This window comes from Williamsia muralis (genome assembly GCF_051487485.1).
In the GTDB taxonomy this organism is placed as follows: Bacteria; Actinomycetota; Actinomycetes; order Mycobacteriales; family Mycobacteriaceae; genus Williamsia; species Williamsia muralis_B.
Genome location: NZ_JAHVCV010000004.1, coordinates 573,286 through 587,598, shown reverse-complemented (window position 1 = coordinate 587,598; position 14,313 = coordinate 573,286). Strand labels below are relative to the sequence as shown.

The window sequence follows — 14,313 nt, the reverse complement described above, 5'->3', positions numbered from 1 at the left end:
GGAGCAAGGTGGCGGTCCGATGAACCGGCGCCGCCTGCTCGCGGGTTCGGTCGCAGTTGCGGCGGCGGTGCCACTGCTTGCCGCGTGCGGTGACGATGATCAGCCCGCGGCTCCACCTGATTCCCCAGATCTCTCGGAGTCGCCGAATGCTCGTAACGTCAAAGCATTCGGCGCTGTCGGGGATGGTCAGGCCGACGACACCGACGCCTTCTTCAGAGCGTGTGAAGCGGTCGACGACAGGGTCGTCGTCTACGTCCCGGCCGGTACGTACAAGGTGACGCGATTTCCCGAGTTGCCCAGCTTCGCATCCGTGGTCGGTGACGGCGGGGACGTCTCGGTGATCGTGTACGGCGGCACACAGACGTTGATCACTTTGGCAGGTAAGCAGCGCGTCTCGTTCAAACGGCTGGGGATCTTCCTGACCGCGCAGTCGGCTACTGCAGTCACCGTGTCGGGGTCGTTTCGTTGCTCGTTCGACTCGGTGGTCCTGCGCGGGAACCACTCAGGCGACAACTACCCACAGTTCGACAAGCAGCGGGGTGTGGTCCTCGACGAGAACAGTGGCGGAACCGCATTCATCAACTGCGACATCAACAATTTCGGAGTGGGACTCACCACGAGGTGCATCCAGAACTACGTGACCTCGTCGAAGTTCACGAGTAATCGGACCGGTGTGCTTGGTACCGGCGACGACAACAATGCGGGACTGTCTCTGACCAACGTCGAGTTCGTGAGCGACAACGCGCCCGGAACCACCGACACCCACCTTCGGGTCGACGGTGCTGCCAACGACTGGTGGCTGACCAACGTGTGGTTCGAGGGGTGTACGAACGCGATCGTCGTAGGCGGTTCCACCGGTGGCCCATCGCAATTCGGACTCATCAACGCCAAACTTGCCGCACGCGAGTTGTGTCTGGACTTGCGGGCGTGCAGGCAGCCTTATCTCGCCAACGTTGCATTTGACCCCGATGCCGATTCGGATCCCGAGGAGATCCGGGTGAACGCCGCCAACTGCGCCGAGGGAACAGCGATCAACCTGATCTCCGGGAGCGCATTCGATCTCCCGGCCACACTCTTCCCCCCGAGCTGGAAGGTGATCGGACGAGGCGTCGAGTCGGGAAGTACCTTCATCAGTCCCGTGGTGATGCGCAAGTCCGACGAGAATGCCGACATCCTGCAGTTCCAGGGCGACGAGTTCAAGGTCACCGCTGCAGTGAACGCGAGCGGCGCCTGGATCTCGGAGAATGCGGACGCCGGGATCGTCCTGAAGTCGCCTGCCGGACGTTATGTGCGGCTGACCATTGACGCAGCGGGACGTGTGGCGACCACCGATCTCGGCACAGCCCGGCCGCGTTGACCGGCAACGGCACTGCCCCTCATCGACCGCTTCACCGACTGCGGGCAAGCATGCGCCTGCGGGTGGCGACGCTGGTGGCACTCGCCGTCATCGTTGTGCTCGCGATGTCCACAGTGATCAACACCCTGTACGTGAATCCGGCGATCGCCGAGCCGCTTACGCGAGCGGACGCCGTCGTCGTTCTCGGCGGCACACCGTACACGCGGTTCGAGTACGGGATCGAGCTCGCCGAGCGTGGGCTGGCGCCCGAGGTGGTGATATCGAATTCGGTGGGTGCCGACGATGCCCGGATGCGCCGAATCTGCACGACCCCGACGTCGGTTGAGCTGACGTGTTTCTTGCCCGACCCATGGACCACTCGCGGGGAGGCTCAGGAAATCCGCACATTGGCTGAGCAGCGAGGCTGGAAGAGCATCATCGTCGTCACCACCAAAGCGCACATATCCCGTGCCCGTTATATCCTCGGCCGATGCTTCGGGAGCGACATCATGATGACCGACTACCCGGAACATCTGTCTCTCGTCGATCACGTGACGGGCTGGATCTATCAGACGGCCGGATGGATTCGCGCCCTCACACAACGCGGCTGCTGAGCGCGACATGACCTCCGAACAATCGACCCGCGGCGAGCCCGATCAGATGGTTGCTGGGTTGCCGCTGATGGTCTCGCAACTCGGAATGCGTGACGGGCAGCTGACTGAGCCATCGAATCCGGCATATTCGATCGCCATGCTCGTCTGGTTCGCCGGCCAACCTCATCCGCAACTGGTACGACAGGCCGCCGAACACACATGCCGGGACGCTCAAGCCACCAATGTCGTACTCGGTGTGGACGAATCGGGGTCCTGGACCCAGAAGGTCGCCCCAGCCGTGGCCGGCTCGATCGACATGATGGATTTCTCCGCCGCGGACGATCCCGAGCAAGCGTTCCGCGCGTGGCTGTCGGAGACCGTGGCAGTTCCGTTCACGCTGGTCGGGTCGCCGCTGTTGCGGCAAACCGTTGCGGTGGTCGACGACCGGGTGGCTTACGTGGCGATCGCTCACCACATGGTGATCGACGGTTTCGGTGCAGCGCTCGTGCAGAGGCGTTTGGTGAGCGTCTTCGCCGCTTTGTCTGCCGGAGAACCGGTCCCTCCCAATCCGTTTGCGTCATTGCCGGAGCTTGCTGATGCTGTGCGCGTCCCGAGCCCGGATGACCTGCCCTACTGGATTGACTACCTCAAAGATGGCCCATCGATTCTCTCGTTCAGTGGGGATGTGGCCGCCCCGGCTCCGGCGGCGATCACCCGCGGCACTGTGGTCTCCGGCGTCAGGCGTCACGGTCAGATGTGGACCAGACTGATGATCGGCGCCATCGCGGCGTACACCGCCCGGCACACGGGCATGGACGAAGCGATCGTCGGGGTACCGGTCTCCAATCGTGGAAACCATGTCGAGCGCCGCACACCGGCGATGTTGATGACGGTGCTGCCACTGCGGGTGCCGCTTAATCGCGCCGACTCCCTCCGAGTGGTCGCGCGAGAGGTCGGTCGGACGATGGCGCAGTTGTCGAGGCGCACTTTGCATCGTCCGGAGACGCTGCGGAACGCAGTGCCGTCGGCCTGGCGTTCCGGGCGACTTCACGGACCGATCGCGAATATCGTTCCGTTTGAGGTCGAATCGGTGGGTGGCGACACCAGGTACACGGTAGAGATACCGAATCATGGTCCCGTGGAGGACGTTTCGTTGCTGGTTGCCCCGGAGAACGGAACCGATGTGCGGGTGGAACTGACCATGAACCCCCGTCTGTACACCCCTGCCGAAGCCGATGAGCACATGGAAAGGCTGGCCGCGTGGCTCCAGGCCGTGTCCGACGATCCAGATCGCCCGGTCCGGGATATGCCCTTCTTGACCGCCGATGAAGAGCGAGCGCATGAACGAGTCGGTGGCGACTCGTCCTGGCCGGTTGGTCCGGGCGCCGTGGTCGCGTGGGATCAGCCGACGACCCCCGCCGCTCTGGCCGCGCACGCTGGGATCGACGGTGACGTCGTCGGTGCGCTTGTGCTCGACCGGGTCGGCGCACAGGTACCGTTCAGCCGCCCGGGCCAGGTCTGGCTGGTGCCCGGTGACGGTACGGCTCCGATCGAGACCGGTTTGCTCGCCTCTATCGATTCCACATCGATGTTGTTCCGCGGGCGTCTGTCAGATGTTCGTGTCGTGCACGGGAAGTCCATCGACGTGGGCAGGCTCGCGGCTGAGGTGCGCGCTCATGATGGCGTCCTGACAGCAACTGTCGATCCCACGCAAAGCAAGGCGCGACTGCTGGTCGAGGTGGGCCCGGGGACCGATCCCGAAAAGACACGACGCTATTTGGCTCGTCTGCTGCCCGCTGGGGTCCGGCTCAGGGTGCAGACGAGATGATCGGAATCTCCCACCGCGCAATGGCTTCTAGCCTGAGTTGAAACTCCAGCCGGTGAGCCTCGCGTACTAGCGGATTCTTTCGTGTTCTGATTGCGGCAGCGTCCAACCAAGGGATCGAGGCACCGTGAATCGGATTGACGTCGGGTCTGGCCGAGTCGGCAGGCGAGGGTTGATAGCCGGCAGTCTCGCGTTGGGTGCCGGAACTGCCGCCGCCATAGGCGGATTGGTCAATTCTCCCCCCGGAAACGACGAAGTAGTTCTCGCAGCCGTGGCCGATGCCTCGCTCCCGCTGAATTGGGTGAACGTGAAAGCGGCCCCTTACAACGCCGGTGGTGCGGGCAGTACAAATGACACCGCAGCGATAGCAGCCGCGTACGCCTCAGCCCGAGACAACAAGCGGCCCCTGTACTTTCCGCCGGGCACCTACAAGGTGACGTCGCTCCCGGCTTTTGCGAACAACACGAACGTGATCGGCGCGGGTGCCGACCTCGTGACCATCCTTTACGAGGGCACCGGGACGTTGCTTAAGCTCAATGCGCAACGGGTGTCGATCAAGAACCTGGGCTTCTGGGTGACGGGCGTATCGGGGACCATCGTCGACCTGTCGAATTGTTTCCGGTGTTCGTTTGACTCCGTGGTCTTTCGCGGCCAGCACACCGCCGGGAGTGGTGCGACGTTCCGCAATCAAAAGGGAATCGTGCTGCGCGACAACACCGGCGGCACTTCGTTCGTGAACTGCGACATCAACAACCTGGGCACTGGGCTGGTCACGTCGTGTATCCAGAACTACATCTCGAACTCCAAGTTCGCCACCAACTACATAGGTGTGCGAGGCACAGGGAACAATTTCAATGCCGGTCTGTCTTTGTCGAACACCGAGTTCGTCTCCACGAAGGCGGCCACAGATCGGCACATCTTCATCGACGGTCAAGCCAATGATTGGTGGCTGACGAACGTGTGGTTCGAGGGAGCCACGACGGGCATCGTCGCCGGGGTTGCCGGAGTAGGCGGGCCGTCGCAGTTCGGGCTGGTCAATTGCAAGATTGCCGCTTCGTCGACGGTGGTCGACATTCAGCACTGTCGTCAGCCCTATCTTGCGAACGTGATCTTCGACGCGGACCCGGGATCCAGCCCAACCATGTTGCGGATTAACGGAACCTACGCCCCAGAGGGAACCGCAATCAATCTGATCCACGGCACGGCAAGCGATTTCCCGACGTCGGTGTTTCCGGCAGGGTGGACCTTCCTCGGTCGTGGGAAGATGCTCGCGGCGGGCGGCCCGGTCGTGAAGTCACCCGACGGACGAAGCTGGCAGATCGTCGTAAGCAACTCCGGGGCACTCACGACCCGATCACTAGGCGCAATCTGACCGCCGGTGATCGGCGAGCTAGTTTGCGATATCCTCCGCCGGGACCGGGCGACCGTAGAAGTAGCCCTGCGCGTGGGTGAATCCGAGCTCACGTAGTCGTGGGAGTTGGGCTTCGTCCTCGACGCCCTCGGCGACAGTCGCTATTCCGAGCGAATCCGACAGCGAGCACACCGCCCGAACGATGGTGCGAATGGTGTCGTCCGTTTCGACTTTGCTGATCAGCGAGCGGTCGACTTTGACGACCTTCACGGGTTGCTCCACCATGTACCGTAGGGCAGCAAAACCGGTACCGAGATCATCCACGCACACGGTGCATCCGAGTTCGTCGAGCTTAATCAGCGCTTGCTCCGCCGGTGAACCGATCCGAATGAGGTCGCGTTCGGTGACCTCGATCCAGAGCGTGGACGGCGGAACCCCCGTCTCCTCCAAGCCTTGACGCACCAGTTGCACCAGGCCCGGGTCACTCAGTTGCCGTACCGAGAAGTTCACCGATACGAACTGGCGATGGTCGCCTGCTGCTTGCCACTTGGCCAACTGGTGCAGTGCGGCAATGACGCCGAGCCGGCCAATCGGAACGATAAGGGAGGTTTCCTCCGCTGCATCGAGAAACGCTGCGGGCGGGCGGATCTCGCCGCCGACACGCCAGCGCAACAACGACTCGTGGCCAACCACCGCCGAGGATTTGATGTCGACGATCGGTTGATAGAAAAGGTCGAAGTCGCTGCCCACAGAACTGGACAATTCTGTGGTGCGAGACACCTCATCGCGCAGGCGGTCAATCGATCGCGCGTCGGAGTAGCTGACCGCGACGTCAGAGACCAGGGCGCAGTGGACTGCGGCCAGGGCGGATTGGACGAGACGCGAAGGGTCGCCCGCGGTGGGCGCTGATTGCGCCGTCGCCACGCCGAGTTTGGCCTGCACAAAGTAGTCAGCACTGTCGACCCTCGTCGGCCTGCTCATCCTTTCTATGAGTTCGCCGACCAGCTGTTCGGGTTGATCACGAGAAGCATCAAAGACCACGAGGAGCTTGTGGTCGTAGGGACCGAGAAACACTGCTGCCCGCGGGCTGAGCAACTCGCGGAGGGCGGTACCCATCGCCGGCCGCAGGCGCTCGGTGAGTTCCCAGCCTTCAGCCGCGGCAAGCAACCCGGTGGGGTCGAGACTGATGACGACAACGCCCAGCCGATCCATCCCGATGGCGTCAACCGCCGTCCTGAAATCGGGGTCTGTGTCGAGCGAGCGGCCGGACACGACAGGAGGACGCGGCACCCGAGAACCTCCCTGCCAGCCCGGTTTGGACGTGAACACATGGGTCTCACCCATGCGTCAGATGGCCTCACTGTACAGCGATCCCAACGGGATTCTCAGCACCGTCGCCGAGTGTGGCGAACTTTGACTACAGTGATCGGAGCTGGTTGCAAATCGTTCATCCGGCTGTGCATCGGGGCCCTGCGGGGAGCGCGCTCTGGATGCATCGCTGTCCACTCCTGGAGTTGCGGCCCTCACCGGGCGCCGTTGTTTCGTTAGGCTGGTAGTCGCTTGTCGTGAGGCATTTCTGGGGGCGCTTCGACGCTCGGTCCACAGCTGTCCTGGTGAGTACTGCCGGTGTGTCCCCGCTGCCACTATTCGCTTTTTTCGCGCCATCGTTCATCAACGACGGCCAAATGGTCTATGTCGCCGTCATCTGGCTGTTCACGGTCGCGAGCCTCGCAGTCACCCTCCGCCAAGGTCGCCTTGGTGATCGGGAGTTCATGGTCATCGGGCTGGGTGCGATGGTGTGCATCTTCGGGGCGTCGTTGGTCGTGACGGATCCGGCCGCGGCTCGTGCGATCGTGTCTCTGCTTGCAGTTCTTCCGGCTATTGCGGCTATGGGTTCGTCCCGATGGGTGACGGGCGCGTTCACGTTGATCGCAGTGTCATTTGCGGTGACGTCGTCTGTCGTCGAGGTGACGTCGTCGACCGCGCTCCTGGTCGCGGGCACTGCGGCGGTCATCACGGTCATCGTGCCGGTGTCCATGGTGGCGGCACTGCGCGCGTCGCTGAGGATGGCCATGGACAAGCTCGCCCGACTCGGCGAAACGGACCCGCTGACCGGCCTTCTCAATCGGCGCGGACTGTTGAAACGAAGCGGGGGCTTGCTCGACGCGGTCACGAAGGCAGGAGGCTGCGTTGGCTTCATGATGATCGACGTCGACAACTTCAAGACCGTCAACGACACCTACGGGCATGCTTTCGGTGATTCGGAACTTCGCGGAACCGCTGCGGCAATTCGACGGACATCGGGTTCGGATGCGCTCGTGAGCCGGATTGGTGGCGAGGAGTTCGTCGTGATGTCAGCGGTGAACGGGGCCGCCGAGCTGGTGCAAATTGCAGAACGGATACGTGAAGGTGTAGCTGACGAATGCATGGTCACCATCAGCGTTGGTGCTGTCTGCGCGCCGGTGGAGCGCACAGCACAGGGGAGCCCGAACATCGATGAAGTCATCGACAGTCTCACCCGGTCGGCGGACAAATGCGTCTACTCGGCCAAAGACACTGGGCGCGACCGCGTCATGTCTTGCGAGATATCGCAGATCGCCTGGGTACCCGGGGCTCCCAGCGAATTGGAACATGAGATTTCAGACGAACGCAGCACGAGCATTCTCGACCTCGTCCGCCGTACCAATCCTGGTCCGGGCTGAGCCGCTGATCAGCTGCGCTGTCAGGTGAGTTCTTCGGTCTCCAAGACGAAACCGGCCGATTCGAGGCGTTCGATGAGAACGTCGCCGATCGCCGCCGCGGGGGTGAGCACGCCGGTCCGATTCGGCAGTACATCCCGGTGCAACGCAAGGGAAAGTGCACTCTCGGCGAGCATGACCGCGGTGGCCTTGTACCCGGGGTCGCCTTTGGCACGCATCCGCGACCGGTAACGCCTTCCGGTGCTGGTCGTGGTGTAGGTCTCGGTGGTGAAATGACCTGTCTCGCGGACCTTTTCGCTCGGCCCCTCACCTGGTTTGGGGAGGATCCGGTCGAGTACGGCGCGTACCGGTCCCACGGACATCGCGCCGAGGAAGGCCACCGTCCCGGCGCCGACGGCACCGGCAACAGCCGTCGAGATTCCGGGGACGCCGCCCACGTACATCGCTTCGCCGTAGTGGAAGTCGTCGCCGTAGGCGCCGTCGAGCAGAGCGTTGGATCGACGGACGATGCGGGTGTTGTAGCTCGCCATGAAAAACGGCGCGAGCGTTCCCTTGAGCGATGGATCAACTTTGGAACCGCTGATCATCGCCATGTCGCTGGGCTCTGCGCTGCGTTTGATGCCTGCTCTCTCACCGGGGGCCGTCGAGAGGGCATGAGGGTCGAGTAGCGTTCGCCGCGTCTCGGGATCTGCGGCTTCTTTCGCGATGACCCGCATGGAGTCCACCGTGCCGCCGCTGACGCCGCCGCGGAAACTGCGTACGACCATGGTGGTGTCACCCATCGAGCCCGCCTGGTCTGCGGTGATGCGCTTGTGGAGGAGATAGACGCCGAGATCCGATGGCACGGAGTCGAACCCGCAGGAGTGCACGATACGTGCACCGCTTGCCTCGGCCTGCTCGCCGTACTTGTCGATCGACAGGCGTACGAAGGGCACTTCGCCGGTGAGGTCGACGTAATCGGTACCCGCGTTGGCGGCAGCGGCCAGCACGCTCTCGCCGAACTTGAGGTAGGGGCCGACCGTGGTGCAGATGACGCGAGTGCGCGCGGCCATCGCATCGAGGGAGGCGGGGGAGTTGATGTCGGCGACCACGAGAGGCCAGGTATCTGCCGGTGCCGGCAGGTCGAAGCGCACCTGGGCCAGCTTGTGTTCACTGCGGCCGGCAAGGGCGATCTTGGTGCCCGCTGGTGCGAGCTCGGCCAGGTAGGCGGCAGTCAGCTTGCCGACAAATCCTGTGGCCCCGAAAACGATGACGTCGAACTCCCGATCACTCATGACCCCGACCTTACTGACGCGAGACGCGGCCGGCGAAAAATCTCGCCAACCGCGTCTCGTCAGTTGTGGTGTGTGGCGGCAGAGCCGCTGCAGACGTCAGTAGTAGTGCGCTCGTCCACCGACCTTGCGACCGGTCGCACCAAGAATCCAGAGCACAGCCCCGACCACGATCAAGATGGCTCCGACGATGTAAAGAATGTTGATGCTGAACACAAGACCGAGAATCAGCAGAAGCAATCCCAGAATGATCATTTTGGCTCCATTACGCCCCCGTACCAGCCCGGCATGCCCCGTCGATGTCTTCGACGATCGGCCGAACTCACGTCTCCCGCTGTTTTGGCCGTTCGTGCACCAGGGAGCCGCATGAGATCGAATACCCTAGTTGCAAAACGCTAAACAAATAGGCTGTGACCTGGGCTACAGACGCAGGTGTTCGCTACACCGACACCGTTTCTGATGCGGCGGCAGGATGACGGCGACGAAGCCACCATTGATAGGCGCGCGCAGCGAACGGCGCGACGAACAACATGATGAGTACCCGGAGCATCTGGGCCGCGACGATGAATGCCAGGTTTCCACCGGTGGCCGATGCCGTCGCGAGTACTGCGTAGATGCCGCCCGGAGTGGTCGCGAGATAGCTGTCGAACATCGACTCGCCCGTCCACAGACTCAGCAACGCGCCGAGCCCGGCTGAAGCCACGGCGATCGCGACGATGAGCACGGTGGCGAACGGCAGGATTCTGGCGATGGCCACCAGGGCCGACTTCGTGAACCCGAGCCCGGCCTGCCAGCCGATCACCGCATAGGCGACCTGCACCAGGACAACGGGAATTGCGGCGGCGGTGGTGATCCCGAGCAATTCTCCGGCGACGGACAAGATGAGCGGGCCGAGAAGGCCCGCCGCCGGCAGTCGGATGATTCGGCCGACCCCATAGCCGACGACCATGCAGACCGCGAGGACGAGTAGCCCCCACCACGGGTTGCCGTGATTACCCGAGAACTCGCCTCCGCCACCCGATACCGACTTTCCGTAGACGAAGATCGCCACGAGCGGCATCGACATCGTGATGATCGCGACGCGAAGGTATTGGACAACGGCAACGATGCGCTCGTCCCCGCCCAGTTCTCTGGCCAGGGCCACCAGGCCGGAAGCGCCGCCTGCCACCAGGGCAAGTGACCCGGTCAGCGAATCGACGTTGCGGTGCAGTCCGAGCAGTGCCCCGCCGACCACCGACAACACAAGCGTCGCAAGGGCCATGGACAGCACGGCAGGCCAATCCGAACCGATACCCGAGAGGGTGTCGGTGGAGATCAACGTGCCGATGTACACACCGAGCACGCCCTGGGCCGCCAGTCCGATCGGCCGGGGCATCGCAGGTTTGTCGCCGCGGGCCCGCGGTGCCCACCCGACGACGGCCAGGATTGCTGCCACCACGAGGCCGGCGAACAACGCCGCCGAGGGGACCCCGGCCACAGACAGGCCGACACTCGCCACGGCGGTGACCATCATCAATCCGATCCACCGCATCACTACTGCAAGGTTACGCTTGCAATTAATCTTCTTCCACCGGGGCAGATCTACGTAAAAACCAAGTATGATCTTGGTATGTCCAGAGCTGACCAGGCGGCAGGGGTGTTGGATACCGCGGATGCGACGCGTCTTCGTGAGGCGATGATGGCGGTCACCCGGCAGGCGCGCAGACATCGGCCCGCCCACGGACTGACGATGACGCAGGTCGCCCTCCTCGGCGACCTCGACCGCAACGGGGTCAGTACGGTCGCCGAGTTGGCGGAACGAGCGCAGGTGAAGGTGCAGTCACTGACCTTGAGCATGAACCGTCTCGAAGACCTCGGGCTCATCACCCGGCGCACCGACACCGTGGACCGCCGTAGGCAGTTGGTCGAACTGACCGAGGCCGCGGTGCCACTGCTCGAAGCCGACCGCAGGCAACGCGACGAGTGGCTCGCCGAAGCCGTCAACGGCTTGTCCGACACCGAACGCGGGCTGCTGATGCTCTGCGTGCCGGTTCTCGAAAAGGTTGCGGCGTCGGCGGAGTGACAACGGTGGTGTTGCCCGGGTCAGACCGTCGACGATCTCCGATACGGCTCGCGTCCCACGGGTTGCGTCGGAGGCTCTCCGGCGCGGGTCGGTGGAATTGCCAGCGTGATCGGCTCGTCGTTCAAGACGAATCCCTCGCCGTGATGCACCAGTTCCATCTTATCCCCGTGCACCAGTTGATAAGTGGCCTCGCCGGCATCGATCTGGACTTCGATGCACCCGGTGCCCACCGCCAAGCGGAACACCATCCGGTTCAGGCGTGACGGCAGCCGGGGCGCGAACGACAACGTTCCGTGGTGGTCGCGCATCCCGCCGAAACCTGCGACGCAGCAGAGCCACGTGCCCGCGAGTGAGGCGATGTGCAGACCACTCGACGAGTTCTGGTGCAGGTCATGCAGATCGGTGAGGGCAGCCTCCACCAGGTAGTCGAACGCCAGGTCGAGGTACCCCACCTCGGCAGCGATGACCGATTGTGCGCATGCAGACAGCGACGAATCGCGCACGGTGAGCGATTCGTAGTAGTCGAAGTTCCGCTTCTTCTGTTCGGGGGTGAACGCATCGCCCCGCAGGTACATCGCGAGCACCAGATCTGCTTGCTTCACAACCTGTTTGCGGTACAGGTCCTGGTAGGGGTAGTTCAGCAACAGCGGATAATTCTCTGCCGGGGTGCCGTCGAAGTCCCACAGTGCCTGACGGGTGAAGGACTCGCTCTGCTGGTGCACTTCGAGCGACGAATCGTATGGAATGGACATCCGCGCGGCGCAGTCTTTCCAGTGCGCCGTCTCCTCGTCGTTCACCCCGAGTCGCCGCGCATCCGAGGGATGCCGGGTGCACGCCTCCGCCGCATCGCGAAAGTTCTTCTGCGCCATCAGATTCGTGAACAGGTTGTTGTTGGCGACCGCGGAGTACTCGTCGGGGCCGGTCACCCCGTCGATCCGGAAATGGCCGTGCAGATCGTGATGTCCGAGTGACACCCACGAACGAGCGGTCTCCACAAGCAGTTCGAGGCCGTGGTCGACCTCGAACTGCACATCGCCGGTCGCCGCGACGTACTGCGCCACGGCGTAGGCGATGTCGGCGTTGACATGCACGGCAGCACTGCCTGCCGGCCAATAGCTCGAGCACTCCTCGCCGTTGATCGAACGCCACGGGAACATCGCGCCGACCTGACCGAGTTCGCGGGCGCGACTCTTGGCCTTGTCCAGCGTGGAGTGCCGCCATCGCAGGGCGTCGGCCGCTGCGGCGGGCACCGTGTAGGTGAGTACCGGCAGCACATACGTCTCGGTGTCCCAGAACGCGTGACCGTCGTAGCCGGGACCGGTGAGTCCCTTGCCCGGGATCGCCCGGGTTTCGCCGCGTGCCCCGGCCTGCAGGACGTGGAAGAGGGCAAACCGGATCGCCTGCTGGAGTTCGGCATCGCCGTCGATCGTGACGTCGGCGGCCGACCAGAAATCGTCGAGGTACCTGCGCTGGCGGGCGAGCAGCTCGTCCCAGCCGTTGTCGAGCGCAGTGGCCAGGGCAGCGTCGACCTGGGCCCGCAGAGCAGACGGCGACCTCTGGCTGGACCAGCCATAGGCCAGGTATTTGGTCAGCGTGATCTTGTGACCGACCTCCACCTTGGCGGTGACCGTCAGACGGGCCAGGTCGCCGCTGAGGACCTCGCAGCTCACCGAGTTCGGTGCGTCGAGTTCGTGGTCCATGGCCGCCGCCATGCGCAGCCCGGACTCCCTGGTGTGATGCCCGAGTACGGCACGATGCCCGTGGGCTTCGGCGAAGTCGGCCACCAGGGGACGATCCAGCGCCGCAGAGACCCGCGGGTCCTTACCTTGTTGTGGCGTCGACTCATTGGCGAGCAGATCCGACTGCAGGACCAGCTCCATGTCGTGGTCGAGGGGTTCGACCTCGTAGCGGATGGCCGCGACCGCACGCTCGGTGAACGAGACGAGTCGTTCGGTACGCACGCGCACCCGTCGCCCGGTGGGCGAGGTCCATTCGGTGACCCGCTGCAGGGTTCCGGCACGGAAGTCGAGGGTCCACTCGTGTTCCTGTGTGCTGCCGTACCGCAGATCCATCGGCTCGTCCTCGACGAGAAGACGGATGATCTTTCCGTTGGTCACGTTGACCACGGTCTGACCGTCCTCGGGATAACCGTAACCGGCTTCGGCATAAGGTAATTCGCGCCGTTCGTAATAGCCGTTGAGGTAGGTGCCGGGGTTGAACACCGGTTCGGCCTCCTCCAGACAGGCGCGTAAACCGATGTGGCCGTTGGAGAGCGCGAAGATCGACTCGATGTGTGCGAGCTCGTCGGCCTTCGTTCCGCGCCAGATCAGCTGCCACGGCGCGACCTCCAGGCCGCCGCCCTGGGTCATCGGGGATCCAGCAGTTCGGTCAGGGCATCGACAACCACGTCGGCACCCGCCTGCTTCAGTTCGTGCCCGTGCGTGTCACCCTCGGTGCGGTCGACGCCCACCACATGACCGAAGGCCCCGGCGTGGCCGGCCTGCACGCCGGAGACGGCGTCCTCGAAGACGGCCGCCTGAGCGGGGGCCACGCCGAGCGCCTTCGCCCCGGCGAGAAACGAGTCCGGCGCCGGCTTGCCCGCCAGCCCCTGTTCGGCGATCACCAATCCGTCCACGCGGGCCTGGACGTAGGAGTCGAGCCCCGTCGCACGCAGGATCTCCGCGCCGTTCTTCGACGACGTCACGACGGCGATGGCCAACTGTGCCTCCTGGGCTGCGTTCAGGTAAGTGATGGCATCGGGGTATGCCTGTGCGCCTGTGGTTTTGAGGATCTCCAGAAAGAGGGCGTTCTTGGTGTTGCCGATTCCGGCGACGGTGGCGTCGTGCGGGCCGTCGTCCGGGCTGCCCGGTGGCAACGTGATGTTCCGGGACTGCAAGAACGTGGTGATGCCGTCGTTCCGGGAGCGGCCGTCCACGTATCTCAGGTAATCGTTCTGGTCGAACGGCCGCTTCTGGGTGGCGTCATCGGCCGGATAGGTCTGGAGGAAGGTGTCGAATGCCTGCTTCCACGCCTGGCTGTGGATGACTGCGGTACTGGTGAGCACCCCGTCGAGATCGAACAGCAGCGCGGTGACCGAGCTCGGTAATCCAATCACCGCCCCGACGCTACCCGTGCACTCGCGACAGCACCGGCCGTGTGGCGCATCTGATCGGGCC

General features: G+C 63.8%; 12 protein-coding genes. 6 read left to right on the top strand and 6 right to left on the bottom strand.

Going from position 1 to position 14,313, the window contains the following annotated elements:
• Positions 1 to 19 precede the first annotated feature (19 nt).
• The 4 genes from KXR83_RS14050 to KXR83_RS14035 all read left to right on the top strand — a co-directional run bounded on the left by KXR83_RS14050 (position 20) and on the right by KXR83_RS14035 (position 5,126).
• Positions 20 to 1,357 (top strand): glycosyl hydrolase family 28-related protein, encoded by a 1,338-nt coding sequence (locus KXR83_RS14050; protein ID WP_437425323.1) that lies wholly within the window; start codon positions 20 to 22, stop codon positions 1,355 to 1,357.
• Positions 1,358 to 1,407: 50 nt separating this feature from the next.
• Positions 1,408 to 1,950: a YdcF family protein gene (locus KXR83_RS14045; RefSeq protein WP_437425322.1), complete on the top strand. Its 543-nt coding sequence runs from the start codon at positions 1,408 to 1,410 to the stop codon at positions 1,948 to 1,950.
• Positions 1,951 to 1,957: 7 nt separating this feature from the next.
• Positions 1,958 to 3,757, top strand: a complete 1,800-nt coding sequence (locus KXR83_RS14040) for a condensation domain-containing protein (RefSeq protein ID WP_437425321.1) — start codon at positions 1,958 to 1,960, stop codon at positions 3,755 to 3,757.
• Between the two features lie 124 nt (positions 3,758 to 3,881).
• Complete coding sequence (locus tag KXR83_RS14035; RefSeq protein WP_437425320.1) at positions 3,882 to 5,126, top strand: glycosyl hydrolase family 28-related protein; 1,245 nt, start codon at positions 3,882 to 3,884, stop codon at positions 5,124 to 5,126.
• Positions 5,127 to 5,144: 18 nt separating this feature from the next.
• On the opposite strand, the gene KXR83_RS14030 is transcribed toward KXR83_RS14035, so the two are convergent.
• On the bottom strand, positions 5,145 to 6,395 hold the full coding sequence (locus KXR83_RS14030) for an EAL domain-containing protein (protein ID WP_437425319.1): 1,251 nt from the start codon (positions 6,393 to 6,395) through the stop codon (positions 5,145 to 5,147).
• Positions 6,396 to 6,718: 323 nt separating this feature from the next.
• Here KXR83_RS14030 and KXR83_RS14025 point away from each other — a divergent pair, with 323 nt between their 5' ends.
• On the top strand, positions 6,719 to 7,807 hold the full coding sequence (locus tag KXR83_RS14025) for a GGDEF domain-containing protein (RefSeq protein WP_437425318.1): 1,089 nt from the start codon (positions 6,719 to 6,721) through the stop codon (positions 7,805 to 7,807).
• A 20-nt stretch (positions 7,808 to 7,827) separates the two neighbouring features.
• Here the strand turns inward: KXR83_RS14025 and KXR83_RS14020 are convergent, their stop codons facing one another.
• From KXR83_RS14020 to KXR83_RS14010, 3 genes are all read right to left on the bottom strand, one after another.
• The gene (locus KXR83_RS14020) at positions 7,828 to 9,078 is read right to left on the bottom strand and encodes a saccharopine dehydrogenase family protein (protein ID WP_437425317.1); all 1,251 of its coding nucleotides are present in this window, start codon (positions 9,076 to 9,078) and stop codon (positions 7,828 to 7,830) included.
• Between the two features lie 96 nt (positions 9,079 to 9,174).
• The gene (locus tag KXR83_RS14015; RefSeq protein ID WP_023962269.1) at positions 9,175 to 9,330 is read right to left on the bottom strand and encodes a DUF6131 family protein; all 156 of its coding nucleotides are present in this window, start codon (positions 9,328 to 9,330) and stop codon (positions 9,175 to 9,177) included.
• Between the two features lie 184 nt (positions 9,331 to 9,514).
• Positions 9,515 to 10,609 carry an AbrB family transcriptional regulator gene (locus tag KXR83_RS14010; protein ID WP_437425316.1) on the bottom strand — a complete coding sequence of 365 codons (1,095 nt, stop codon included), beginning with the start codon at positions 10,607 to 10,609 and terminating at the stop codon, positions 9,515 to 9,517.
• 75 nt (positions 10,610 to 10,684) lie between these two features.
• Between KXR83_RS14010 and KXR83_RS14005 the strand changes: the two genes are divergently transcribed.
• On the top strand, positions 10,685 to 11,137 hold the full coding sequence (locus KXR83_RS14005; RefSeq protein ID WP_437425315.1) for a MarR family winged helix-turn-helix transcriptional regulator: 453 nt from the start codon (positions 10,685 to 10,687) through the stop codon (positions 11,135 to 11,137).
• A 20-nt stretch (positions 11,138 to 11,157) separates the two neighbouring features.
• Here the strand turns inward: KXR83_RS14005 and KXR83_RS14000 are convergent, their stop codons facing one another.
• Both KXR83_RS14000 and KXR83_RS13995 read right to left on the bottom strand, forming a co-directional pair.
• The gene (locus KXR83_RS14000; protein WP_437425314.1) at positions 11,158 to 13,506 is read right to left on the bottom strand and encodes a glycoside hydrolase family 65 protein; all 2,349 of its coding nucleotides are present in this window, start codon (positions 13,504 to 13,506) and stop codon (positions 11,158 to 11,160) included.
• A complete protein-coding gene (locus tag KXR83_RS13995; protein WP_437425313.1) occupies positions 13,503 to 14,252 on the bottom strand; it encodes an HAD family hydrolase in 750 nt (249 codons plus the stop codon). The genes KXR83_RS14000 and KXR83_RS13995 overlap by 4 nt, the downstream gene beginning before the upstream one ends.
• Positions 14,253 to 14,313: the final 61 nt, after the last annotated feature.